The following is a 24,921-nucleotide window of genomic DNA, read 5'->3' on the forward strand; positions in this document are numbered from 1 at the left end:
CTGTACAAAAAGCAGAAACTAAGTCGGAAATACCGAAACAGCGACTTTAAAAACTGAAAGTAGGTAAATCTATAAATTTAAAAAGTTATGATGCGAAAAATAACTATTTTAATAGTGTTTTTGTTTTTAGGATTAGTAACAAAAGCGCAAGAACACTTTTATTATTATAAAGGTGAAAAGATTCCATTGACTTTAAACAAAGAAAGAGTAAATTTTAGAGCAAGTAGTGATTTTGACAGAACAGAATTAGAACGGAATAATTTAAAAATTAACTATTTGTCAGAAGACGATGCAGCTTATTTCGGAGAGGTTGAAATAGGGACAAAAGATTATCAACAAAGCATCGATAACATTAGAAATATTAAAGGTGTTTTGAATGTTTTTCCTCATTTTGCAAAGACAGAGACAAATTCAATAGGAACTTCTGATATTTTTTATATAAAATTAAAAAATATAAAGGATTTATCTCTTTTGGAGCGCGATGCAGAAGTATTAGGATGTAAAATTGTTAATGCAATACCCAATATGCCCTTGTGGATTATTGTAAAATTGGATGACAATGCCAAAATGACTTCAGTAGAAGCAGCTAATAAATTATTTGAAAAAGGAGTATATGCAGAGATGGATCCTGCTTTCATGTTTGATTTTAAACCTAATTGTACTAATGATTCTGACTTTTCTTCTCTTTGGGGATTAAAAAACAATACTTATCCAGGAATGGATATAAATGTTTGTCCGGCATGGAATATTACAACCGGAGCAGGCATTAAAATTGCTATTCTTGATCAAGGTATCGATACCAATCATTTGGATTTAAGCGGAAATATCCACAGCGTCAGCTATGATGCCAAAAGCGGCACCTCGCCAAGTGTTTTCGGAAATGAGGAACATGGAACTCATGTAGCGGGAATAGCAGGAGCGATAAAAGATAACAACTTACAAGTAACAGGAGTAGCTCCTTCTGCTAAACTAATACCGGTAAGTCATTCTATGTATATTTCCACCACTATTTCGGCAGAACTGGCAGATGGTATTGCCTGGGCTTGGCAAAATGGAGCGGATGTTATCAATAACTCTTGGGGAGATCAAGGTATTTATTACAACAAGCTCTATTCTCCGGCATTAGAAAATGCGATAGAAGATGCCATGGCATTGGGGAGAAATGGAAAGGGTACGGTAGTTGTTTTTGCCTCCGGAAATAATGCACCGCCAATGGAGTACCCCGGAAATTTTCATGATGATATTTTAACGGTAGGGGCAATGCAAAAAGACGGAAAGTGGAGAACCTCATCCAGTTTTGGAGATAAATTAGATGTTGTGGCACCCGGAGAAAATATTTTATCTACAATACCTTATAATGAAATAGATTCTTTAAGCGGTACTTCTATGGCAGCACCGCACGTTTCTGGTATCGCTGCTTTGGTATTATCTGTTAATCCGGATTTAACCGGAAAAGAAGTACGGGATATTATAGAAAGCACAGCTAAAAAAGTAAGAACAGATGAATATACCTATACTGTAAAACCAACAAGACCAAATGGAACGTGGTATGAACGAATGGGATATGGGTTAGTAGATGCCTATGCAGCGGTACAAAAAGCACAGGAAACTTTAAAACAAGACCTGTATATTCGTATTTCTCCTTTTGACGGAGGGTATGAACCGCGTACTTATGTTAGCTATACATGGCTTTGGGACAGTCCTGATATATGGAACAGGCGTTTTAATGATAACGGAACGACTCATCAAAATGTAGAATATTTAGGTCCTCCACATAATTATATTAATATCCGGATTACCAACCGAGGAAAAGTCCCTTCAACAGTTCAGGATTCTGTAAGGTTGCACTGGGCAAAAGCTGGCACAACACAGGATTGGGATATGTACTGGAACGGTAATTTAAAATACAACAACATACCATTGGGCGGCGTGGTGGCTACAAAAGCAATTCCCGTTTTACAGCCGGGACAATCTACAGTTGTTAAAATACCATGGAGCAATGTTCCTAATCCGATTAGCTATGGGCAAATATTTGAAAATTCACAATCTTTTTCACTTTTAGCCCGGATAATTTCAGAGGACGATCCGATGACTTTTCCGGAAGGATTTAATTTAATGACTAATGTCAAAAATAACAATAATATTGGTTGGAAAAATGTTACTGTTTTATTTGCCCGACTCTATCATCTTGTTCCGATAGGAGATGTTATTATTGTCAGAAATCCGGTTGATAGGATAAAATTATACGATATCGGGTTCAAAATAGATGCGGAAGATGTTGGCAAACCTGTTTTTCAGGAAGCAGAAGTTGCCCTAACTTTAGATCCTGTGCTATATGAAGCTTGGGAACGTGGCGGTAAACAAAGTTATAATGTAAGGGAAGGGAAGCAGACAAATGAGGTAATTGTGACGGGCGATAATGCTAAATTGAAAAATGTTACTTTTCTCCCTGAGGAAATGGGAGTACTTTCTTTAAGTTTTAATTTCCTTACACAGGAAATTACCCCGAAAGAATCACACCTTTACCACATTTACCAGGAAGATGTTGAAGAAAGTGAAGTTATCGGGGGAACCTCTTTTTTGATAGAAAAAACAGAAAGAGAGTTGTTTAATGCCAATGCCGGTAACGATATAGCTGTCAATAAAAACGAAGTAATAACGCTAAGTGCCGACGATATTGGAGAAACAGCGGTGTACAACTGGTATGACGAAGACAGAAACTTATTGCATGAAGGCAAAAACTACCAGATAGCTCTTGACAGCAACAAGAAACTTACGTTAGAGGTAATTGCAAGTGTGGATGGTTATAAAGATTATGACGAAGTTTCAGTAACTTTAAAACCTAATATGCTTAAAGCGATTGCACCAAACCCGGCGAGTTCAAGCATTACGGTTAGCTATGTTGTTAACAATGCCGATAGTGCGTATATCTCTGTTGTGCCTGTTTATGGTGGTGTGCCGGGCAATGAAACAAACTATGTTTTGAATATTGACGAACAGCAAATGCAAATAGACCTGTTAGGGTATGCCAATGGAGTGTATAAAGTAATTTTGTACTGTAATGGCAATTTAGTGAGTTCAGAAAACTTAATTATAAATCATTAACAATAAAAATATAACAACAATGAAAAAGTTTTTAATAATAGTGTGTTTGTCATTAGGTATGATAGCATGCAGCAGTGACGATAACAGGCAAGATAAAGGCTTTGAGCCTGTAACGCTAGAAATGAAGGAAATTATGCATAACTATTTATCTGGAGAAGGAAGAGAAGGTATCGGAAAAGAAAACAGGGTAATTACTACTATTACGGAATGGCAGGATTTGATAGATCAAATAAACCAAAAAAATGAGAAAGAAGGCAGAATAGCAACTGTTTTAAAAAAGGCGGATATTGATTTTCAAAATGAAATAATTTTGGCTGTTTTTGAAGAAGTATTAATGAACGGGGTAGATACTATAGATATCACAAAAGTAGAAGAACAAGAAAAAGAAGTAGTAGTAACTATTGAGCGATTAATAAAAGGAGGAATAACTTCTGTTATTACGCAACCTTTTCACATTGTTAAAATTCCAAAAATAAACAAACCTGTTGTGTTTGTAGAGATAGATTAAGATTATTAAGTAATTATGAAAAAGTTTTTAATAATAGTTTGTTTGACATTAGGTATAATAGCATGTAGCAGTGACGATAACAAACAAAGTAATGAATTTGAAATAGTAACCTTAGAAATCAATACTATTGTTAATAGTTATATGTCCGGTGCAGGACAAGAAAACATTGGACAAGAAAATAAGGTAGTGACTGATTTGACAGAGTTGGAAGCTTTGATAGATCGTATTGATTATATTAAATATGGAAATGACACTATAGTTGAACTTTTAGAAAATGCAGATATTGATTTTGAACGTGAAATGATAATAGCTGTTTTTGATGAGGTTAAAAATCATGGAGGTTATAGTATTGATATCACAAAAGTAGAAGAACACGAAAAAGAGATATTAGTAACTATTGAGCGCTTGCATAGAGGGGATCTTACAGCGCATTTTACACAGCCGTTACACATTGTCAAAATCTCAAAAATAAACAAACCTGTTGTGTTTGTGGAAATAGATTAATTTTTTGATGTTGAAACAAAATTTAGTAGAAATATTTTAAACAAGGCGGAGTAAAAATCCGCCTTGTTTTGTTTGGTAAAAAAGTACAATAAAAATACCTGTAAACACTATCTTTGTAATCCCGTATAAAAAACTTTTGGCAAACATGATGTACTTTGTTGAGGTAATTGTGCCACTGGCGCTGGATCCTACATTTACTTATCAGGTAAGTGAAGCGGAGTTTAATTATCTGCAACCTGGAATGCGAGTAGTAGTGCCTTTTGGAAAAAGTAAGGTATATACAGCTGTGATAACAGAAAAACACCATCGGGTTCCACAGTTGTATGAGGCAAAGGAAATACACGAAATTATAGATGTTGTTCCTGTGATAACTCAACAACAGATAGCCCTGTGGCAGTGGATTGCTGACTATTATATGTGTACGCTGGGTGAAGTATATAAAAGCGCTGTCCCGTCGCGATTGTTGCTGGAAAGTGAAACACTCATTCAGTTTAATTCTAAAGCTGTTGTTCGTACAGAAGATTTAACCGATACCGAATACCTGGTTTATGAAGCTATGCAAACGCAGGCGGTTTTAAAAGTAGATGAAATAATCGCAGTTTTAAATCGCAAAAAAGTGTTTCCGGTTATTCATTCTCTTTTGGAAAAAGGGATCATCTCTTTGCAGGAAGAAATGGTAGAGAAATATAAACCCAAACAGGTGCGTTATGTACGCATAACGGAAGAGTATTTGCGAGATGAAGGTTTGGAGAAAATGATGCAACTGGTAAGCCGAGCAGCTAAACAGAGAGAATTACTGCTGAAGTTTTTTCAGCTTCAGGCAACGCAAAAAACACCAATTAGTACCAAACAGCTGGCGGAGGAAACTGAAAGCAGCCAGGCAGTGATTAACGCACTGGTAGAAAAAGGCGTTTTGGAAACATATTACCAAAATGAGGACAGGGTGGTTTTTAATGAAGCATCGCGTAATAATATTTCTTTGACAGCGGACCAAAACAGCGTATTGCAAGAAATAAAGCAATTATTTACACAAAAAGACATTGTACTATTACACGGCGTTACGGCATCGGGTAAAACAGAAATTTACATCAAACTCATCGAGCAGTTTTTGACTCAGGAAGGGCAAATCTTGTTTTTACTGCCCGAAATAGGAATAAGTACACAGTTGGTTGCCCGACTAACGGATTATTTTGGCAATCAGGTAGCAGTTTATCATTCTAAATATTCTCATAACGAGCGATTGGAAGTATGGCATCATGTGCTGAATAATTCTGAAAGCGCCAAAATTATTATCGGAACGAGATTATCGGTGTTTTTACCTTTTCAAAATTTAAAACTGGTGGTAGTTGATGAGGAACACGAATCTAATTATAAACAGCACGATCCGTCACCCCGTTATAATGCCCGGGATTCTGCTGTAGTGTTGGCAATGCAGAATAAGGCAAAGGTGATTATGGGATCGGCTACTCCAAGTTTGGAAAGTTATTATAACGCCACGCAAGGGAAATATGGTTTGGTAAAACTTACCAGACGATATTCCAATGTACAGCTTCCGGAAATTGTTCTGATTGATCTCAAAGAAAAATACAAGCGAAAACAAATGACCGGACATTTTTCCGATACTTTGATAGAGGCTGTGAGCAATGCTTTGACGTTAAAAGAACAAGTAATTATTTTTCAGAACCGAAGAGGATTTTCTCCTGTTGTTGAATGTATGACTTGTGGTGCTGTGCCCGAATGTCCGCATTGCGATGTAAGTTTGACATATCACAAATACCGAAATGAGTTGCGATGTCATTATTGCGGATATACTTTACCGATGCCCAAACAGTGCTTTCGCTGTCACAGTGTAGATTTGAATACCAAAGGATTTGGAACAGAGCAGGTAGAGGAGGAGTTAAAAACTATTTTTCCCGACAAAAATATTGCCCGAATGGATCAGGATACGACCCGGGGTAAATATAGTTATGAAAAACTCATTGAAGCCTTTGAAAATAAAAAAATAGATATTTTAGTGGGTACGCAAATGTTGTCCAAAGGATTTGACTTTGACAATGTCAATCTGGTGGGAATTATGAATGCAGATAACAGCTTATATCACCCTGATTTTAGAGCGCACGAAAGAGCTTATCAGATGATGACGCAGATTGCAGGCAGAGCAGGACGACAGGAAAAAAAAGGAAAGGTTTATATTCAGACGTTTAATCCGTATCACAACATCATTCAGCAGGTAACCAATTATGATTATGCTGGCATGTACAAGGAACAGATGTATGAACGGCATAATTTTAAATATCCGCCGTTTTACCGATTAATCCGTTTGACGATGCGCCACCGCGATTTTGACAAACTCAGAGAAGCCTCGTTCTGGATGTACAACAATTTGAGAGAACAGCTGAAAATACCGGTTTTAGGACCGGAAGAACCGGCTATTAACCGAATCCGAAATCAGTATATCCGCGTTATTTTGATAAAAATTCCGCAAAACAAACCACTGAATCTCACCAAAAAAGATATCAAAAGAATATTAAAAAGCTTTGAAAGCATCGGCGCTTATCGCTCGGTAAAAGTTACCGCTAATGTTGATTTTTATTAAAGATATTGTTTATATATGATTACGATGTGCTTATGTGGGTTTTTGTAGAGATTGGAAAACTACTTAACAATTAGTTTTCGAGTGATTTCTTTAGGGTTGTTTTCTATAGAAAAAGTAATAAAATAAATTCCAGAATTTAAACTTGAAATATCTATCGTTTTACTTGTCTCAGGTTCTAAAATTAATTTGCCTTGCATATCGTATATTTTAATTTTGGAAAGAACTTGATTTTCAGTAATAAGATGAACTATTTCTTTGGCAGGATTCGGGTAAAGTATAACTTGGTTTGATTGGTTATTGTGTTTATTGATGCTTAAATTTTCATTTTTGTAGAGACTGAGGTCACTAAAATAACAAAAAGTACAGCCTTCAATTATTACTTCATTTATTTCTCCTTCAAAATCAAGATAATATGTTCCTGTAGTACTTACTTGAAAGCTTACATTTCCTTGATAAGGAGTAGATGGATTATTATAGGATATAATAAGGTTTTCTACAGTGTTTCCTGAAGAATCTTTTAATAAGACAGAGGATATAGATCCTAAAGGAGAATCTCCCATCATTGCATCAAATTCAAAATAATAATATCCAAAATCGAGCGTGTAAAGCGAATTAGCCGTTAATGAGAAAGAAGGAGAGGTTAATGTGAAATTTCTGTCTTGGGAAGATGTGTTTTGTAGATTAATTGAACCTACTCCGCTTGAAAGACATCCAGGAAGTCCATTGACTGTAAAATCATCACGAGAAAACATTTCGATATCAGTTCCTGTTATTGACCAATTTGATATATCTTCATTTCCTTCGTAGAGATGAAATATATTTTGACTAAATCCTAAATAAGAAATAAAAAATAGAATTAAAAAGTAATTTTTTTTCATAGCATTTTGTTTTATTTAAAGAGAAATTATAACAAATATAATAATAAAAAATAATATTTTATAAGGTTATGTTAAAATATTTGACTGGATAATAAAATAATGTGTTTTCAAAGTTGTTAATAGACAGCCTCAAAATAAGAAACAAAATCCTAATGAACCATTTGGTTATGATAATAAACTATATTATATTTGCACCCAATTTTATAACAAATAAATATTCTATTTATGAATCATTACGAAACTGTTTTCATCTTGAATCCCGTTTTATCTGAAACTCAGGTAAAGGAAACAGTAACGAAATTCGAAGAATTTCTTACTTCAAGAGGAGCTGAGATGGTAGCTAAAGAGGATTGGGGCTTAAAAAAATTAGCTTATGAAATCCAAAACAAAAAAAGTGGATTCTACCACCTGTTTGAGTATAAAGTATCAGGAGATGTAATCATTAATCTTGAAACAGAATTCAGACGCGATGAAAGAGTGATGCGTTTCTTGACTGTAAGTTTAGATAAACACGCTATCTCTTGGGCAGAAAGAAGAAGAGAGAAATTAAAAACTAAAAAAGCTTAATTATTATGTCAAGTATTGAGCAATCTGCAAAAGGAAAAAAAGACGGAGATATCAGATATCTAACGCCTTTGAATATAGAAACTAACAAAACTAAAAAGTATTGTCGTTTCAAAAAATCAGGAATTAAATATATTGATTATAAAGATCCTGATTTCTTGTTGAAATTTGTAAATGAGCAAGGGAAAATTTTGCCTCGCCGTTTGACAGGAACTTCTTTAAAATACCAAAGAAAAGTATCTGTAGCAATTAAAAGAGCTCGTCATTTAGCTTTAATGCCGTACGTAGCCGATTTATTAAAATAATATATAATTAAAAAAGTTGTTGGTTTTCATGCTTATGAAACCTAACTTCTTATAAAAAGGACATCAACAATGGAAATTATCTTAAAACAAGACGTTCAAAAATTAGGTTTTAAAGACGATATCGTAACAGTAAAACCAGGATACGGACGCAACTATTTAATTCCCCAGGGAATGGCGGTTTTGGCTACGCCTTCTGCTAAAAAAGTTTTAGCTGAAAACTTAAAGCAAAGAGCACACAAAGAAGCTAAATTAGTTGCTGATGCAAAAACTGTTGCAGAAGCATTAAAAGCCATCGAAATCAAAATAGCTGTAAAAGCAGGTGGTGAAAAATTGTTTGGTTCGGTGACGAATGCAGATATTGCTGAAGTTTTTGCTAAAAACGGTCAGGAAGTTGACAAAAAATACATTACTTCAGGTGTTATCAAACGTTTAGGAAAATATACTGCAAACGTTCGTTTACACCGCGATGTAATTGTAGAAGTTGATTACGAAGTAATCCCTGAACAAGCATAATAATAAAATCTTTTTAAGGTTATATAAGCAAAAAGCTCTCCTAATAGGAGAGCTTTTTTGTAATATTGTAGTTTGTTTAAAAGAGAATGGACATAAAAAAAAGATTTGATCGGATATTAAGCTTATTTATTCATTTGCAATCAAAGCATATTGTAACGGCTCAAGAACTGGCAGATCGCTTCAACGTTAGTTTGCGTACAGTCTATAGAGATATTCGTTCTTTAGAACAAGCCGGAGTGCCTATTTATAGCGAAGCGGGTGTAGGGTATTCCTTAGTGGATGGGTATAAAATTCCTCCTACTTTGTTTACACGAGAAGAAGCATTGAGTTTTGCTGCTGCAGAAAAGATTATGCAGGTATATGTTGATCAGGAGTTAAGTGATCATTTTACATCAGCTTTATTTAAAATGAAAGCTGTTTTACGTTCTTCTCAAAAAGCTGAAGTTTCTGTTATGGAGCCTTCTATTCTTATGTGTTCAGACCGAACGGTTTTTAATAAAAAAGTTCCGTCGGCTTTGTTGACTTTGTTTAAAAGTATTTCGTTAAAACAACAGATAGAGATTAAATACCGGAAAAGTAATACAGAAAAACCTATTAGCCGAATTGTTGAACCCATAGGTGTTTTTTATGAAAATAATTACTGGTATTTTATGGCATATTGCCATTTGCGTCAATCGTACCGCCAGTTTAGATCAGATCGAGTTTATTCTATTGAATTATTGGAAAATTTGTTTCATGCAGAACATGGAACTTTGGATAAGTATTTGCCGACTAAACAGATTGATTTGAATTTGGATGTCCGGATTCTGGTTGATAAAAAGATAGCACCTTATTTGGTGTGGGATAGAAAATACTATGGCTTTATAAAAGAAATTGAACATGCAGAACAAACAGAAATGCATTTTAAAATGAAAAATCTTGAGAATGGATTCCCGCGCTGGTTTTTAATGTTTGCCGATAAAGCAGAAATTATTGAACCGGAAGAGTTAAAAGAAAAAGTGGGTGAGCTTTTGGAGAGTGTTTTAACGAAACATAAAAATTAAAAAGTCCTTTCGAGAAACGCGAAAGGACTTTTGTTTTTTAGAGCGTTTCCCAAAAAAATGGAGGTTCAATACCCAAAGCTCTTAAATAAACATAAGCTTGTCCGCGATGGTGAATTTCATTGTCAATAAAATAGAAGAGATGTTGTTGGATTTTAAAGTCATATTCACCAAATAGTACAAAACGCTGTTGAAACTGCGCGTCTGAAATTTTAGGAAATAAAGCATTGATGTTTGCTGTATCATTATCCCATTGCATTAATAATTCTTCTTTGGTTGTGAATTTAGATTTTTCATCCAGTTTTATTGGTTTATTAGTTGTGATAGAAGTTAAAGAGGGTACTGCTATCCCTATTAATTCTGAACACATTGCCGCAAATGGACGCATCCCGCCGATTGAAAAATTGAATAAATCACTTTCTGGAAAAGCCTCAATTACTTTTCTGGTCAGACTTCTTTGTCCTTGCCAATACTTTAGTAAATCTTGTTTTGATAAAATTTCAGTTTTCATATTGTATATATATTTATGATTTACAGCAAATGTATGCCGAGGTATTGACAACGGTTTGACAGTAGATTTTACGTTTTTTAAATTATTTTTGAAGTATGGATGATTTTGATGTTTGTTTTGATAAGTTTTTTCTGGAGGTTAGGTATATCATTAGAAAATAACGTTTAATAATTAGTATTTTTGAGTTTTTAAATAAGCCAATATGAAATACAGCCGTTTGACAAAAGAACAGTTTGAGGAATTACATCCGGAGTTTACAAAATTTTTAGCTTCTCAACAGATAGATAAAAAGGAATGGGATAAAATCAAAACTGAAAAACCGGAAGTTGCAGAACAAGAGCTGGATGTTTTTTCGGATTTAATTTGGGAAGGAGTTTTAAATAATGCTAAATTTTTAGAACACTATTCTCCTACACATATTTTTTTGTTTGCCTTTGATAATACGGATATTCAAACCATTGTGATTCGAAGTTTAGTGCCTGATGTCAATCTTTTAACTGAAAAAGGACTGCAGTGGTTGACCGAATCCGTTTTTACAGATAAAGTAGAAATTCGTCATGGAGGAAAACCTTTTGGAGAAGACAGAAGCGCTGAAGTGTTTGAGATTATAAAACAAGGAGCTATTTTAAGCGAAGGAAACCTGTATAATCAATTTAAAGAGATGTTGAAGCTTTAACGTATCTATTATTTATGGAAGTAAAACAGAAAATAGAAGCTCTTAGAACGGAATTGAATCAGCATAATTACAATTATTATGTGTTGGATAATCCGATTATATCTGATTTTGAATTTGATAAAAAATTAAAAGAATTGGAGCGATTGGAGAAAGAAAATCCGCAGTATTTTGACCTTGATTCTCCTACTCAGCGCGTAGGTGGGCAAATTACTAAAAACTTTGAAACCGTTCCTCACCGTTATCGCATGTATTCTTTAGATAATTCCTATTCTAAAGAAGATTTACTGGATTGGGAACAGCGTATTCAGCGCAATCTGGGAGGAGTAGAAATTGAATATACCTGTGAGTTAAAGTATGACGGAGCTTCTATCAGTATTACTTATGAAAATGGATTGCTTAAGCAGGCAATTACCCGTGGTGATGGCTTTCAGGGAGATGATGTAACCAACAACGTTCGGACGATTAAATCGGTTCCGATTAGATTAAAAGGAGACTATCCGCAGAACTTTGAAATCAGAGGGGAAATAATTTTGCCTTTTGCTGGATTTGAGAAGATGAATCATAATTTGATTGAAATAGGAGAAACACCCTATTCTAATCCAAGAAATACAGCATCAGGAAGTTTAAAATTACAGGATAGCGCAGAAGTAGCAAAACGTCCGTTAGAATGCTTGCTGTATTATGTCGTGGGCGAAAATCTGCCTATCGCTACCCAATATGAAAGTTTGGAAAAAGCCCGCAGTTGGGGATTTAAGGTTCCTGCTGTATCCAAACTCGCAAAAAATATGGATGAAGTTTTTGACTTTATTGACTACTGGGATGTACATCGACATGATCTGGCTTATGAAACGGACGGAGTAGTCGTAAAAGTTAATCTTATTCATTATCAGGAAGAACTTGGATATACCGCAAAATCCCCGCGTTGGGCAATGGCGTATAAATTTAAAGCAGAACAAGCGGAAACAATTTTAAATTCAATCTCCTATCAGGTTGGCAGGACAGGAGCGATAACTCCGGTAGCTAATTTAGAACCTGTTCAGTTGGCAGGTACAATTGTAAAAAGAGCCTCTTTGTACAATGCTGATCAAATTGAGAAACTCGATATTCGCATTGGCGATAGCGTGTATGTTGAAAAAGGAGGGGAAATTATCCCGAAAATTGTCGGTATTAATCTGGATAAACGTCAGGAAAATTCTCTGCCTACGCTTTATATTGATAAATGTCCGGAGTGTTGTACTCCTTTAGAAAGAAAAGAAGGAGAAGCACAGCATTATTGCCCTAATTTATATGGATGTCCACCCCAGATCGCAGGGCGTATTCAACATTTTATATCCAGAAAAGCAATGGATATAGAAGGCTTGGGAGAAGAAACGGTGATATTGCTTTATAAAAACGGATTAGTTGAAAATTATGCTGATTTATATGAGCTGAAAAAAGAACAAATACTGCCTTTGGAAAGAATGGCGGAAAAATCGGCAGATAATCTGATAAAAGGAATAGAACTGTCGAAGCAAATTCCGTTTGAACGTGTGCTGTATGCATTGGGGATAAGGTATGTCGGCGAAACTGTTGCCAAAAAACTGGCACTTCACTATAAAAGTATAGATGCACTTGCTCAGGCAACCTTATTAGATTTGGTTTTAGTAGACGAAATAGGAGAGCGGATAGCACAAAGTGTTATAGATTTCTTTTGTGAGGAGCGAAACAAGCGAATTATAGAGAGATTAAAACAGTACGGTGTGCAGCTGGTATTAGAAGAGCGAGAGTCTACGGTTATCTCGGATAAATTGACTGGTAAAACGGTGGTTGTTTCTGGTGTTTTTGAAAAAGTATCCAGAGATGAACTAAAGCAGTTGATAGAAGACCACGGCGGAAAAGTGGGGAGTTCAATTACTTCTAAAACAGATTTTGTTGTGGCAGGAGATAAAATGGGACCCTCAAAATTAGAAAAAGCCAATAAACTTGGAATTGTAATTTTATCAGAAGATGACTTTTTGGCAATGATTGAATAAATTGGTGTTAAATGAAGTGCCTTGTTTTGCATTTTTTTTAATTTTACACAAATAAATTAACTATGATTTTTAATGCATTAAAGAAAAAAGCACTAAAGAAGGCTGTGGTACAAACACAGTTAGCCGCCCTGAATCCGGATTACAACTATACCTTTTCAACGGTTGGAGTAGTTTTGGAAAAAGGAGAAGTGATTGCTTTGGAAAAAATGCAGCAATCATTGCAAAAGATAGGAGTAAAGTTACAGAATGTTGATTTTTTAGTTTATAATGCAGGTGCATCGCTCAAAAACGTGAAAGCCGAATCTTTTAGTTTATCCGATTTTGATAATTCAGGGAATACGGATAAAAAAGAAATTCGTAACTTTATAGAAAAGCCATACGATTTGTTAATCAGCTATTATGCTAAAGATGCAGTTCCGCTTTTGTGGGTTACGTCTCAGTCTAAAGCTCGCTTTAAAGTAGGAATTTCTCCTGTAGTTTCAAGAGTAAATCATTTTACGTTGGAAGTTACTGCAATGGATGCTAAACAGAATATCGAAAACCTAATAAAATATATAAATAATTTTAAAAAGTAATTACATAAAAGTATGCAGTCATTTATTGGTACGGGTGTTGCTCTGGTAACCCCTTTTAAAAGTGATCTTTCTGTAGATGTAGAGGCATTGCAGAAATTGGTTGAATTTTCTATTGATGGAGGAGTGGAATACCTTGTGGTGTTAGGAACAACGGGGGAATCTGTAACTTTGTCTAAACAGGAGAAACAGCTTGTCAAGCGCACTGTTATAGAAACCAATAAAAACAGACTGCCTTTAGTATTAGGAGTGGGAGATAATAATACTCAGACTGTTTTAGAGGAGTTAAATTCAGAAAATCTGGAAGGCTTCCACGCTATTTTATCCGTTTCACCTTATTACAATAAACCAACTCAAGAGGGAATTTATCAACATTTTAAGCAAATTGCTTTACATAGTCCGCTTCCAATTTTACTGTATAATGTTCCCGGAAGAACAGCAAGTAATATGATGCCGTCAACCGTAATTCGATTAGCAAATGAATTCTCAAATATTATTGGTATTAAAGAAGCGGCAGGAGACATTGTGCAAGGAATGGAGTTGATAAGACAGTCTACCCGAAAAGATTTTTTAATCATTTCAGGGGATGATGCTATTGCTCTGCCATTGGTTTTGGCAGGTGGTGCAGGAGTGATTTCTGTTATCGGACAGGGAATTCCTCAATTATTTACGGATATGATTCGTTTGGGATTGAAAGGCGAAAACAAAAAAGCGTTCAAAATCCAATATCAGATTATGCCGATTATTGATATGATTTTTGAGCAAGGAAATCCGGCAGGAATAAAAGAAATTCTTAAATTAGAGGGAATTATAGGAAATGAACTCAGATTACCGCTGGTTAACGTGGATGAAAATCTGGCGGGAAGAATAGAAAGAGAATACAGGAAATTAGTAACCCAATAAAAATAAAGAGCTATGTTATCAGAAAAGTTACAAAAAGCATTAAACGAGCAGATTAAGATTGAAGGAGATTCTTCTCAAATATATTTGGCAATGGCGTCTTGGGCAGAAATTCAGGGTTTTGAAGGAATTGCTACTTTTATGTTTGCCCAATCAGATGAAGAGCGTCAACACATGCTTAAACTGGTAAAATATATCAATCAAAGAGGAGGCGAAGCATTAATCCCGGAAATTACTAAACCGAATTTAGATCATACGTCTTTTAAAACGCTTTTTAAACAATTGTTTGAGCATGAGGTTTTTGTTTCTAAAAGTATTAATGAATTGGTACACATTGCTTTGGAAGAACGAGATTATGCGACACATAACTTTTTGCAATGGTATGTTTCTGAACAAATTGAAGAAGAAGCAACGGCGCGTACAATTTTGGATAAAATCAATTTGATAGGAGATGATAAAGGAGGATTGTATTTGTTTGATAACGATATGAAAAGCTTTAATCAGCAAGGAGGAAACGGTGTGGAAACTGTTTAAGAATGAATAAAATAAATGTAAAAAGATGCTAAAAGAGCATCTTTTTCTTTTTTGTGAACAAAGATTATTGTATAATGCAATTATATAACTAAATTTGCATTTGCTTTCGTAGTATTATCTCGGGAAGGCTTTTGTTTAAAAACAGAAATAAATATATGAAAAAATATATAGGTTTATCTCTTTTAGTGCTTGCAATGGCAGGGTGCAGTCCCTTGCAAAAAGCATTAAAGTCAGAGGATACAGACTATAAAATGGAGGTGGCAAACCAATATTATGAACAAGAGAAATACAGAAAAGCAATCCGCTTGTATGAGCAGATAGAAACAACCTATCGCGCACGTCCTGATGCAGAAGATATGTACTACAATTTTGCAGAAGCAACTTATCAGGTAAAAGATTATATTTTGGCAGGTCCGAGATTTAGATTGTTTGCTTCAACATACCCGAGAAGCGAGAGAAGAGAAGAAGCTTTGCTGAAAGAGATAAAATGCGGAGTAGAATTATCACCAGTGTATTCTTTAGACCAAATGATTACTTATGAAACTATCGATAAACTGCAAAAGTTTATTGACGAATACCCGGGATCGGATTTTGTTTTTGAAGCCAATGCTATTATGTCTGAAATGAACAGAAAAATAGAGAAAAAAGCGTTTGAAAATGCAAAACAATTGAATACAATCGGAGGATGGACTAGAAATTACGGAGCAGCTATTATCGCTTTGGATAATTTTATTTATGATTATCCGGGTACGATTTATAAAGAAGATGCTTTGTATTATAAGTTTGATTCTGCATATAAACTGGCAATGAACAGTGTCTACTCTAAAATGGAAGAACGTTTAAAGAATGCCAAGGGAATGTATGAAACGCTGATTCGCTTTAAAGAGGATACAAAATATAAAGAAAAAGCTGACGGAATGTTGGCTGATATCAATAAAGAATTAGAAAAAATTCAAAATAACTAAGCTTGTAATGGACTTAAAAAAAACAACTGCACCGGTAAATACGATTACCTACAACAAACATAAAATAGAAGAGCCAACGGGAAATATCTACGAAGCTATTACTATTATTGCAAAAAGAGCAGGGCAAATTAATACTGAAATCAAAAATGAATTGATTGATAAGTTAGATGAATTTGCTACAAATAACGATAGTTTAGATGAAGTATTTGAAAATAAAGAACAAATCGAAGTATCTAAATTTTATGAAAAACTACCAAAAGCACATGCTTTAGCTGTAGAAGAGTGGTTGCATCATAAAATAGCTTACAAAGAAGCTGTGAAATAATTTAACACAAAAAGAATGACGGCGTTAAGCGGAAAAAAGATAATACTGGGAATTACTGGTGGTATTGCCGCTTATAAGACGGCAGCTTTAGTGCGTTTACTTATCAAAGCAGGTGCTCAGGTTCAAGTGATTATGACGCCTGCTTCTCATCAATTTGTAACTCCTTATACTTTATCAACTTTATCAGGGAAACCTGTTTATACAGTGTTTTTTAATTCTGCTGAAGATGGAGGAACGTGGAATAATCACGTAGATTTAGCATTGTGGGCAGACTTTATACTTATTGCTCCGGCTACTGCTAATACATTGGCAAAAATGGCTGGCGGATTTTGTGATAATTTGCTTTTAGCTATATATCTATCTGCTAAATGTCCGGTTTTTATAGCTCCGGCTATGGATTTAGATATGTATGTCCACCCTACCACAGAAAAAAACTTAACCACATTGTCTGGTTTCGGTAATTTAATCATTCCGGCAGAAGAAGGAGAATTGGCAAGTGGATTAGTAGGCGTTGGAAGAATGGCTGAACCCGAAAATATAATACAGTTTCTCAAGAATACTTTTACTGAATTTTTACCGCTCAAAGGAAAAAAAATACTAATTACTGCGGGTCCGACATACGAACCAATAGATCCCGTGCGTTTTATAGGTAACCATTCTTCCGGTAAAATGGGATTTGATATTGCCTTGGAGGCAGCAAATAAAGGGGCAGAGGTAATATTGATTTCGGGACCAACCCATCAAAAAATTCAACATCCTCGGGTAAAAGTAATACCTGTTATGTCTGCCAACCAAATGTACGATGCTTGTCATAAGTACTTTGAAGATACTGATGCAGTAATTGCGGCGGCGGCGGTTGCAGATTATAAACCCAAGATAGTAGCGGATCAAAAGATTAAAAAAAACGCTGAGGAATTTGTTATTGAAATGGAAAAGAATCCGGATATATTAGCATCTTTAGGAGTTATTAAGAAAGAACAGTTTTTAATTGGTTTTGCATTAGAGACTCAAAATGAAGTGGAGTTTGCTAAACAAAAAATCAAGAAGAAAAACTTAGATTTAATTGTGTTAAACTCACTGAATGATGAAGGAGCTGGTTTTGGAAAATCAACAAATAAAGTTACTTTTATAGATAAAGATTTTAATCTGGAACCAAAAGAACTGAAATCAAAGGAAGAAGTTGCAAAAGATATTGTGAATAAAATAATTGAACATTATGCATAAGTTTATTTGGCTTATTGGTTTCTTTTTTGTCCTTACTTTTGGGAGAGCTCAAGAGTTAAAAGCGACTGTTAGTATCAATCATAGCCAAATTGGCAATAGCAATCAAAATTATTTTAAGACGCTTGAGAATGCATTAAGAGAGCTGTTGAACAATACCAGCTGGACATCCACAAAATTTTCAAATAACGAAAAGATAGATTGTGTTTTTCTTTTAAACGTAAATTCTTTTGAAAATAATTCAGTTAGCGGAACTTTGCAGGTTCAGTTTACTCGTCCGGTTTACAACTCTACTTATACATCACCGGTATTAAACTTTAATGATAAAGATATTTCTTTTTCATATACAGAATTCGAATCTTTGAGATATAATCCCAATTCCTACGATTCTAATTTGCTTTCAATCATGGGGTTTTATGTCAATATGATAATGGGGATGGATGCCGATACTTTTGCTTTAGAAGGAGGAACCGAATATTATCAGGCAGCATCAAGCATAGCTTCTTTAGCACAACAATCTAATTATAAAGGGTGGAAACAAGGGGATGGTACAAATACAAGATATTATTTTGTAAATGATATTTTAGCAGGCTCAGGACGTTCCTTCAGAAAAGCTTTGTATACCTATCATCGTGAAGGAATGGATTTGATGGCAGATAAAGTTGAAGATGGAAGAGACGGCATTTATGCTGCATTGACAGATTTAGTGCAAATTCACAATACAAGACCTAATTCATTTTTGATGCGAATCTTTTTTGATGCCAAAACTGATGAAATAGTAAATATTTACTCAGGAGTAATGGATAAAAATAAGAAAAAAGTGGTTGAAACTTTGAATAAAATATCTCCGCTAAATTCTTCTAAGTGGAATAATTTATAAGACTGTAAATTTTATTTGTCTATGTTGACCTTGCTAAATATCAAAAATTTTGCATTAATTGAATCACTTGAAATAAATTTTTCGGCCGGGTTTTCTATTATTACAGGAGAAACGGGAGCAGGAAAATCTATTTTATTAGGGGCATTAGGATTACTGCAAGGAAAAAGAGCAGATTTAAATTCACTGAAAAACAAAGAGCAGAAATGCATTGTAGAAGGATGTTTTAATGTAGAATCTTATAACCTGCAGGAGTTATATAGTCATTTAGACCTAGATTATGAACCTCTGACCATTATTCGCCGTGAAATATTGCCTTCAGGAAAATCCCGTGCGTTTGTCAATGACAGTCCAGTAAATTTAAATGTTTTGCAAGAATTAAGCGAGTCGTTGATAGATATTCACTCTCAACATCAAACAGCTGAACTTTCAGATGAAAATTATCAGATTCAGGTTGTGGATGCCGTAGCAGGAAATCGTCAATTGCTGGAAAACTATCAATCGAATTTAAAGAAGTATAAAAAAAATAATTCGGCATTAAAATCGTTAAAAGAGAGACGGATCGAACTGATAAAAGAACAGGATTACAGCAATTATTTATTGGAAGAATTGCAAGCAGCAGATTTAATCAAATTAAATCAAACTGAATTAGAAGAAGAATATGAAAAGTTGAATAATGTTGAATTTGTTAGGGAAAGCTTCGGACAATCTCTAAATTTGCTGATCGCTGAACAATTGGGAGTAATTGTTGGTTTGAAAGAAGTTAGGAATTTACTTCAGAAGACGGCTTCTTTTTCTAAAAACTATAGTGAACTGAACAATCGGGTGAGCAGTGTGGAAATAGAGTTATCCGATATTGCGGCTGAATTGGAAAATCAGTTAGAGGGTGTAATTTATGACCCGGAACAGTTAAGCTATGTATATGAGCGTTTGCAGTTGCTTTATGCTTTGCAAAAAAAGCATCAGGTATCTACCGTGGATGAATTACTAGAAATTGAGGAACAATTAAGTGAAAAAATATTTTTGGCAACCGACTTGGAGCAGAAAATTGAGGCTTTGGAGGAGGAGATAAAAAGGTTGGAAAAGATATTGAGAGAGTTATCTAAAAAACTGTCCGATATGCGAAAAAAAGCAGTTCCCGGGTTGCAAAAGCAATTATTAGATATCCTGAAAGAATTGGGAATGCCTAACGCTGAATTTAAATTTGAATTTAATCTTTCTGCTAATTATTTGTCCAACGGGACGGATGAAATTCAACTGTTGTTTTCAGCGAATAAAGGAACGAGTTACGGACTGCTTAAAAAAGTAGCTTCAGGAGGAGAAATGTCGAGAATAATGTTAGCCATAAAAGCGGTTTTAGCAAGATATTCTCATTTGCCAACAATTATTTTTGATGAAATAGACACCGGCGTTTCTGGTGAAGTGGCGGATAAAATGGGAGAAATTATGAGTGATATGAGTAATTATATGCAAGTATTTTCAATTACGCACTTACCGCAAATAGCAGCCAAAGGAAAACATCATTATAAAGTATTTAAAGAATCTGACGAGGATACGACTACTTCTAAATTGGTAGAACTGAATGCAGAGACCAGAGTTCGGGAAATTGCTCAGATGTTGTCCGGAAAAGATATTACCGATTCTGCCCTTCAGCATGCTAAAGAGTTATTGACTAGATAATTTTAAAATTATTGCTTACTTTTTTAAGGATTAGGCTGTTCATAAATAACGTGTTGTGTTGTTTGTAGATCCAGTATTCTGAAATACCCGAGAGCTTCTTTTTCCGGCGAAGTCATATTTTTTACATTACCTACGATTTGTCCGGCAGGAGTTTGAAAAGGACCACCTCCGTTGTTGATAGCATCAAAAAAAGCATAGATAAAGTCGTAATAATTACGTGATATTTGTCCAAGTTGTATGTGGATCAAATTTCCGGGTTGTGTATTTTCATTCGCAATATATAAGGTCTCCATTCTATTGCCTGCTGAAAATTCGTTAGATACGACCCTTGGCTGAGGCGAATGTGAATCTTTTTGAAACATCAGATAGTAATAGTTGTATTTCTGCTTATTCTGAAGTTCATCCTGATAATATACTCTTAGAACGTATCGCGATTCGTCGAAAAATTTTTCTCTTGTTTGAATTACTTCTTCAATTTTCGGGCTTTTTATATAGGTTTCAGTTGCTTCATATATATCATTACCATATTCTATATGGAGTTTGAACGAATCTCCTTCTTGCGGTTTTTGTATTTCAGTAGAAAAATAAATTCCCGTATCCGAAAACTCCTGAAAAGGATAGCGATTATTCTGAAAATCTTCAACCCAAACAACAGCATTACTTACTTTTGGAATATCAGGGTTAAAATAATCTGTAGTTAAACTTAATTTTATGTATAGAGTATCTATCGCATTAGAAGGATTAAAATCTAAGTTTCCTTCTACTACTAAACCAGGTTCGGCTGTTGGTAAGTCAATATCTATTATTTTAGTACAGGCTGATAGAATTAAAGAACAAACTATAAAAATAATATGCTTGAATGTTTTCATCATTTTAGAATTTAAAATTATAAGTAACACTTGGAACGAGTCCAAAAATAGATAGCTTTTCTGCTTCATTCTTACCGCGTATATCTTCATTTTCCCGAAATGAAATAGAGGCCGCATTATATCTGCTATATAAATTGTAAATGCCGAATATCCATTCGCTTTTCCAGCGTTTTTTACTATTGGGATTAGGAGTATAAGTAGCTGAAACATCCAGATGATGGAATGCCGGCATAGTGTTGGCATGTCGTTCTCCAAACTTTGGCGCACGCAATCCTAAATATTCGTATTGCCCTTCCGGATATGTAATCGGTCTCCCGGATTGTAACGTAAAGCTTGCGCTAAACGTCCATTTGGGGTTAAAATCATAAATGGCAGTAGCTGTTAAATCATGTAGTTTATCGTATGCCGTGCGGTACCATTCACCGTTATTTATGCCGGGTTCTTCAATAGTTCTTCCGGGAGTTCTTTGTTCGGAACGAGAGAGAGTGTAAGCGATCCAGCCTGTTAATTGACCTGTGTTTTTTCTAAGCAGAAATTCCAAACCATAAGCCTGGGATTCTCCTGTCAATATAACGCGTTCAATAGCATCATTTCCGATAAGTTCGGCTCCATCAATATAATCAATACTGTTTTTGCCTTTTTTATAAAAAACTTCTGTTTCAAGGCTGTATTTGCTATTGCTTAAATTTTGAAAATAACCAAGTGCTATCTGGTCAACAAGTTCGGGTTCGAGATATCTACCACTGGGCGTCCATATATCTAATGGAGTTGGTGCAGAAGTATTTGACATAAGATGAATATATTGCGCCATTCGATTATAACTTGCCTTAACCGATTGATCATCATTTATTATATATGCAATTCCCAATCGAGGTTCTAAATTGTTAAATTGTTTGATGGATTTTCCCTTGCTGTAAGTTTGGATGTTAATAGGATCAGCCATTTTATACACCCCAAGAGTTTTGTCATACAAAACCGGTTGATTGTTCTCGTAAATCTGCTCTACACCTTTACCTGTTGCGTTAAAATTTGAAAATCGTATGCCGTAATTCATACTGAAATGCTGTCCTATTTTTTGCTCAGCTTCAATATAAATATTAGCTTCTGTAGCGTGCTTATCATCTATCTTTTTATAATTGATGGATGAATCTGTTCTTGTAGGCTTTATAGTGCCGGGATCAAAATTATAGGCTATGACTCCTAAACCGTATTTTAATTGCAAAGATTGATCTATATCATGAGTAAAGTCATATTTTAGTTGGTAACTTTTTATTCCTGATTTCCAGCTAAAACCTATTAAATCAAGATCTAAATCGTAAGTGTACTGGCTTGTATTAAGTGAAAGATTGGCGGTTAAATTATCTGTAAATAAATGACGCCAATTAAGAGTTGCAGCAAGGTTTCCGAAAGAGTTTTTCATGATATCTGTAAAACTAAAAATATCTCTGCCGAAATACCCTGAAAAATTAATTTTATTTTTGTCATTAATGTCAAAAGATAGTTTGGTGTTAATATCGTAAAAATAAGCAGAGTTGTCATTGTCTGTCAATTTTAAAAACAAATGAGCATAGGAGCCTCTTCCGGCAATAAGAAACGAAGATTTTCCTTTTTGGATAGGACCTTCAAGCATTAACCGGCTCGAAATAACTCCGATTCCCCCAGTTCCGTGAAACTCTGTTGTATTTCCACTTTTCTGAAAAACTTCTAAAACAGAAGAAGCTCTCCCTCCAAAGCGGGCGGGAATTCCACCTTTGTAAAGTTTTAAATCTTTGACGGCATCAGCATTAAAAATTGAAAAGAAACCAAATAGATGGGATGAACTGTAAATTGCTGCATCGTCCAATAATACAAGATTTTGACCCGCACTTCCTCCTCGTACATTAAATCCGGCAGCTCCCTCTCCGGCATTTGTTACTCCGGGGAGCTGTAAGATAGTTTTTAGTAAATCAGTTTCTCCCAAAACAACGGGCATTTTTTTTATTTCTTCTACAGAAAGCTTATTGACACTCATTTCAGGCTTTCTAATATCTGTTTTTTTGGAGTTTTGTATGATGATTAATTCTTTTAGTTCAGCAGAATTGCTTTTTAATGTGATGTTTAGAGATTGGTCAGAATCTAAATTTACTTTTATGTTTTGGTTTTCGTATCCTAAATAACTTACTTGTAATGTATATATTCCCGGAGAAAGTTCGATCGAAAAAAAGCCTTTTTCGTCTGTCATTAACCCATTATTAATTTCAGGGATATAAATAGTTGTTCCGATCAATGATTCATAACTATCTTGTACTGTTCCTTTTAAAGTGTACTTTTTTTGAGAAAAAGCAGTTGTTGTAAATAAAAATGACAAGATTACTATGATGAGGTTTATTTTTTTTAAGAAATTCATTCGTGATTGAAGTTAAAATAGACGGGACAAGATAATTAAAACTTTACGATAATTGTTAACGAATAAATAGTTAATTTTATTGCTTTTAAGTGTAAAAGTAAATATTAATTTTAGTATAAGTAAGTTTTAAAATGATTATAAAAGATGTTAGAGGTAAGTATCCTCAATTTGGAGAAGATTGTTATATCGCAGAAAATGCAACAATTATAGGTGATGTTATTATAGGGGGAAACTGCAGTATTTGGTTTAACTCTGTTATCAGAGGAGATGTAAATTCTATTTCTGTAGGGAATAAAGTTAATATACAAGATGGAGCAATTATCCATTGTACATATTTGAAGCACCCTACAATTATAGGCAATAATGTTTCTATTGGGCATAATGCCTTAATACATGGTTGTACAATTCAGGATAATGTATTGATTGGAATGGGAGCTATTGTGATGGATAATTGTGTTATAAAAAGTAATACAATTATTGCAGCAGGAGCTGTAGTAGTCCAAAATACTGTAGTAGAATCTGGTGTAATTTATGCGGGCGTACCGGCTAAGAAAATAAAAGATATTGATAAGTCGTACTTTGCAGGAGAAATAGAGCGGATAGCTGAGAATTATGTATTATATTCAAGTTGGTATAAAAAAGAAGATAATATTATTTAATGAAGATATTGTACCAAGGGAACTTTGAGTGTAAGATTCTGCTTGGTTTCAAGCTGGGCAGAATATTTGTATAGTTATTTATGTGTTTGTCTTTACTTTTGTAAAATAAAGGAGGCTATAGAAATTAGTGTAGCTATACTAACAAAACCTATAAACTCATGTTTCAAGTACTTCACAAAGGAATATAGAATTATATACATAGTTTCTCATTTACTACTTCTAAAAAGTGGATTTAAATCAAAAGCTCCACTTTGTAAAATAGTTAATACTATGTTAAGTAATTTAAAAACCGATGCGCAGTGAAATTCTTTACTAATTTAATAATTATCTAATAATCAATAATTTATATATAAGGTGATATTTAGTCATTTTTGAGATTGGAGTAAAGAAGGTATTTGGTAATCTTGTTAGATAGAATTATTAAAAAAGAACAAATATCTTATTGATTTGTCAAATGGAGATTTAGATGGAAGTCATACAAAACCTTTAAGAGAAGGATAACAAGTAACTTATATCAAGGAAGAAAGAAACGTAAAACAACGAATTCTTTATTCTTTACAGATATTCAAGGTTGACATCTAACCCTGTCAGAACTTATACTTGATAATTACAATGAGTTATTTAGTTGTAATAGCCACAACTTCATCTGACAGTTAGGGGTTAAAAATAATTGTCAGTTATTCTCTAAAATCCTTACTACCAAAAGTAAGGATTTTTTGAT

23 protein-coding genes are annotated in these 24,921 nt (G+C 34.4%); 19 read left to right on the top strand and 4 right to left on the bottom strand.

Annotated elements, in window-relative coordinates:
• Positions 1-87: 87 nt before the first annotated feature.
• From C8P70_RS06155 to priA, 4 genes are all read left to right on the top strand, one after another.
• A complete protein-coding gene (locus tag C8P70_RS06155) occupies positions 88-3,105 on the top strand; it encodes a S8 family serine peptidase (RefSeq protein ID WP_133712463.1) in 3,018 nt (1,005 codons plus the stop codon).
• A gap of 19 nt (positions 3,106-3,124) precedes the next feature.
• Complete coding sequence (locus tag C8P70_RS06160; protein ID WP_133712464.1) at positions 3,125-3,613, top strand: hypothetical protein; 489 nt, start codon at positions 3,125-3,127, stop codon at positions 3,611-3,613.
• A 42-nt stretch (positions 3,614-3,655) separates the two neighbouring features.
• Positions 3,656-4,117: a protease complex subunit PrcB family protein gene (locus C8P70_RS06165; protein WP_166666177.1), complete on the top strand. Its 462-nt coding sequence runs from the start codon at positions 3,656-3,658 to the stop codon at positions 4,115-4,117.
• A gap of 145 nt (positions 4,118-4,262) precedes the next feature.
• Positions 4,263-6,713 (top strand): replication restart helicase PriA, encoded by a 2,451-nt coding sequence (priA, locus tag C8P70_RS06170; protein ID WP_133712466.1) that lies wholly within the window; start codon positions 4,263-4,265, stop codon positions 6,711-6,713.
• Between the two features lie 59 nt (positions 6,714-6,772).
• Here priA and C8P70_RS06175 read toward each other — a convergent pair whose 3' ends face one another.
• A complete protein-coding gene (locus C8P70_RS06175) occupies positions 6,773-7,591 on the bottom strand; it encodes a T9SS type A sorting domain-containing protein (protein ID WP_133712467.1) in 819 nt (272 codons plus the stop codon).
• Between the two features lie 225 nt (positions 7,592-7,816).
• Between C8P70_RS06175 and rpsF the strand changes: the two genes are divergently transcribed.
• The 4 genes from rpsF (at position 7,817) to C8P70_RS06195 (ending at position 10,016) form a co-directional block, all read left to right on the top strand.
• Positions 7,817-8,158, top strand: a complete 342-nt coding sequence (gene rpsF / locus C8P70_RS06180; protein WP_133712468.1) for a 30S ribosomal protein S6 — start codon at positions 7,817-7,819, stop codon at positions 8,156-8,158.
• A gap of 5 nt (positions 8,159-8,163) precedes the next feature.
• Positions 8,164-8,460 (top strand): 30S ribosomal protein S18, encoded by a 297-nt coding sequence (gene rpsR / locus C8P70_RS06185; protein ID WP_133712469.1) that lies wholly within the window; start codon positions 8,164-8,166, stop codon positions 8,458-8,460.
• Positions 8,461-8,529: 69 nt separating this feature from the next.
• On the top strand, positions 8,530-8,973 hold the full coding sequence (rplI, locus tag C8P70_RS06190) for a 50S ribosomal protein L9 (RefSeq protein WP_133712470.1): 444 nt from the start codon (positions 8,530-8,532) through the stop codon (positions 8,971-8,973).
• A gap of 86 nt (positions 8,974-9,059) precedes the next feature.
• Entirely contained in the window at positions 9,060-10,016 is a 957-nt protein-coding gene (locus C8P70_RS06195; RefSeq protein WP_133712471.1) for a helix-turn-helix transcriptional regulator, read from the top strand.
• 37 nt (positions 10,017-10,053) lie between these two features.
• Here the strand turns inward: C8P70_RS06195 and C8P70_RS06200 are convergent, their stop codons facing one another.
• Positions 10,054-10,524 (bottom strand): DinB family protein, encoded by a 471-nt coding sequence (locus C8P70_RS06200; protein WP_133712472.1) that lies wholly within the window; start codon positions 10,522-10,524, stop codon positions 10,054-10,056.
• Between the two features lie 202 nt (positions 10,525-10,726).
• On the opposite strand from C8P70_RS06200, the gene C8P70_RS06205 reads away from it, so the two are divergent.
• The 10 genes from C8P70_RS06205 to recN all read left to right on the top strand — a co-directional run bounded on the left by C8P70_RS06205 (position 10,727) and on the right by recN (position 20,286).
• Positions 10,727-11,200, top strand: coding sequence for a DUF6495 family protein (locus C8P70_RS06205; protein WP_133712473.1), 474 nt, complete (start codon positions 10,727-10,729; stop codon positions 11,198-11,200).
• Between the two features lie 14 nt (positions 11,201-11,214).
• Entirely contained in the window at positions 11,215-13,212 is a 1,998-nt protein-coding gene (gene ligA / locus C8P70_RS06210) for an NAD-dependent DNA ligase LigA (RefSeq protein WP_133712474.1), read from the top strand.
• Between the two features lie 62 nt (positions 13,213-13,274).
• On the top strand, positions 13,275-13,787 hold the full coding sequence (locus C8P70_RS06215; protein ID WP_133712475.1) for a DUF6913 domain-containing protein: 513 nt from the start codon (positions 13,275-13,277) through the stop codon (positions 13,785-13,787).
• Between the two features lie 12 nt (positions 13,788-13,799).
• Positions 13,800-14,687, top strand: coding sequence for a 4-hydroxy-tetrahydrodipicolinate synthase (dapA, locus tag C8P70_RS06220; protein ID WP_133712476.1), 888 nt, complete (start codon positions 13,800-13,802; stop codon positions 14,685-14,687).
• Between the two features lie 12 nt (positions 14,688-14,699).
• On the top strand, positions 14,700-15,218 hold the full coding sequence (locus tag C8P70_RS06225) for a ferritin (RefSeq protein WP_133712477.1): 519 nt from the start codon (positions 14,700-14,702) through the stop codon (positions 15,216-15,218).
• A gap of 155 nt (positions 15,219-15,373) precedes the next feature.
• Positions 15,374-16,183, top strand: a complete 810-nt coding sequence (locus C8P70_RS06230; protein WP_133712478.1) for an outer membrane protein assembly factor BamD — start codon at positions 15,374-15,376, stop codon at positions 16,181-16,183.
• 7 nt (positions 16,184-16,190) lie between these two features.
• Positions 16,191-16,508, top strand: a complete 318-nt coding sequence (locus tag C8P70_RS06235; RefSeq protein ID WP_133712479.1) for a DNA-directed RNA polymerase subunit omega — start codon at positions 16,191-16,193, stop codon at positions 16,506-16,508.
• A gap of 15 nt (positions 16,509-16,523) precedes the next feature.
• Positions 16,524-17,732 carry a bifunctional phosphopantothenoylcysteine decarboxylase/phosphopantothenate--cysteine ligase CoaBC gene (gene coaBC, locus C8P70_RS06240; RefSeq protein WP_133712480.1) on the top strand — a complete coding sequence of 403 codons (1,209 nt, stop codon included), beginning with the start codon at positions 16,524-16,526 and terminating at the stop codon, positions 17,730-17,732.
• Positions 17,725-18,609, top strand: a complete 885-nt coding sequence (gene porD, locus C8P70_RS06245; protein WP_133712481.1) for a type IX secretion system protein PorD — start codon at positions 17,725-17,727, stop codon at positions 18,607-18,609. The genes coaBC and porD overlap by 8 nt, the downstream gene beginning before the upstream one ends.
• Before the next feature lie 21 nt (positions 18,610-18,630).
• Positions 18,631-20,286, top strand: coding sequence for a DNA repair protein RecN (gene recN / locus C8P70_RS06250; RefSeq protein ID WP_133712482.1), 1,656 nt, complete (start codon positions 18,631-18,633; stop codon positions 20,284-20,286).
• Positions 20,287-20,309: 23 nt separating this feature from the next.
• Here recN and C8P70_RS06255 read toward each other — a convergent pair whose 3' ends face one another.
• Both C8P70_RS06255 and C8P70_RS06260 read right to left on the bottom strand, forming a co-directional pair.
• Entirely contained in the window at positions 20,310-21,155 is an 846-nt protein-coding gene (locus C8P70_RS06255) for a DUF4249 family protein (RefSeq protein ID WP_133712483.1), read from the bottom strand.
• Between the two features lie 4 nt (positions 21,156-21,159).
• Positions 21,160-23,541 (bottom strand): TonB-dependent receptor, encoded by a 2,382-nt coding sequence (locus C8P70_RS06260; protein WP_133712484.1) that lies wholly within the window; start codon positions 23,539-23,541, stop codon positions 21,160-21,162.
• Between the two features lie 131 nt (positions 23,542-23,672).
• On the opposite strand from C8P70_RS06260, the gene C8P70_RS06265 reads away from it, so the two are divergent.
• Positions 23,673-24,200: a gamma carbonic anhydrase family protein gene (locus C8P70_RS06265; RefSeq protein ID WP_133712485.1), complete on the top strand. Its 528-nt coding sequence runs from the start codon at positions 23,673-23,675 to the stop codon at positions 24,198-24,200.
• Positions 24,201-24,921: the final 721 nt, after the last annotated feature.

Source organism: Myroides indicus (assembly GCF_004364575.1).
GTDB lineage: Bacteria > Bacteroidota > Bacteroidia > Flavobacteriales > Flavobacteriaceae > Flavobacterium > Flavobacterium indicum_A.

Bases quoted from the DNA above. Each gene is read 5' to 3' on its own strand.
- C8P70_RS06155 (WP_133712463.1), top strand. From the start codon at position 88: ATGATGCGAAAAATAACTATTTTAATAGTGTTTTTGTTTTTAGGATTA.
- C8P70_RS06160 (WP_133712464.1), top strand. From the start codon at position 3,125: ATGAAAAAGTTTTTAATAATAGTGTGTTTGTCATTAGGTATGATAGCA.
- priA (WP_133712466.1), top strand. From the start codon at position 4,263: ATGATGTACTTTGTTGAGGTAATTGTGCCACTGGCGCTGGATCCTACA.
- C8P70_RS06175 (WP_133712467.1), bottom strand. From the start codon at position 7,591: ATGAAAAAAAATTACTTTTTAATTCTATTTTTTATTTCTTATTTAGGA.
- rpsF (WP_133712468.1), top strand. From the start codon at position 7,817: ATGAATCATTACGAAACTGTTTTCATCTTGAATCCCGTTTTATCTGAA.
- rpsR (WP_133712469.1), top strand. From the start codon at position 8,164: ATGTCAAGTATTGAGCAATCTGCAAAAGGAAAAAAAGACGGAGATATC.
- rplI (WP_133712470.1), top strand. From the start codon at position 8,530: ATGGAAATTATCTTAAAACAAGACGTTCAAAAATTAGGTTTTAAAGAC.
- C8P70_RS06195 (WP_133712471.1), top strand. From the start codon at position 9,060: ATGGACATAAAAAAAAGATTTGATCGGATATTAAGCTTATTTATTCAT.
- C8P70_RS06200 (WP_133712472.1), bottom strand. From the start codon at position 10,524: ATGAAAACTGAAATTTTATCAAAACAAGATTTACTAAAGTATTGGCAA.
- C8P70_RS06205 (WP_133712473.1), top strand. From the start codon at position 10,727: ATGAAATACAGCCGTTTGACAAAAGAACAGTTTGAGGAATTACATCCG.
- ligA (WP_133712474.1), top strand. From the start codon at position 11,215: ATGGAAGTAAAACAGAAAATAGAAGCTCTTAGAACGGAATTGAATCAG.
- C8P70_RS06215 (WP_133712475.1), top strand. From the start codon at position 13,275: ATGATTTTTAATGCATTAAAGAAAAAAGCACTAAAGAAGGCTGTGGTA.
- dapA (WP_133712476.1), top strand. From the start codon at position 13,800: ATGCAGTCATTTATTGGTACGGGTGTTGCTCTGGTAACCCCTTTTAAA.
- C8P70_RS06225 (WP_133712477.1), top strand. From the start codon at position 14,700: ATGTTATCAGAAAAGTTACAAAAAGCATTAAACGAGCAGATTAAGATT.
- C8P70_RS06230 (WP_133712478.1), top strand. From the start codon at position 15,374: ATGAAAAAATATATAGGTTTATCTCTTTTAGTGCTTGCAATGGCAGGG.
- C8P70_RS06235 (WP_133712479.1), top strand. From the start codon at position 16,191: ATGGACTTAAAAAAAACAACTGCACCGGTAAATACGATTACCTACAAC.
- coaBC (WP_133712480.1), top strand. From the start codon at position 16,524: ATGACGGCGTTAAGCGGAAAAAAGATAATACTGGGAATTACTGGTGGT.
- porD (WP_133712481.1), top strand. From the start codon at position 17,725: ATGCATAAGTTTATTTGGCTTATTGGTTTCTTTTTTGTCCTTACTTTT.
- recN (WP_133712482.1), top strand. From the start codon at position 18,631: ATGTTGACCTTGCTAAATATCAAAAATTTTGCATTAATTGAATCACTT.
- C8P70_RS06255 (WP_133712483.1), bottom strand. From the start codon at position 21,155: ATGAAAACATTCAAGCATATTATTTTTATAGTTTGTTCTTTAATTCTA.
- C8P70_RS06260 (WP_133712484.1), bottom strand. From the start codon at position 23,541: ATGAATTTCTTAAAAAAAATAAACCTCATCATAGTAATCTTGTCATTT.
- C8P70_RS06265 (WP_133712485.1), top strand. From the start codon at position 23,673: ATGATTATAAAAGATGTTAGAGGTAAGTATCCTCAATTTGGAGAAGAT.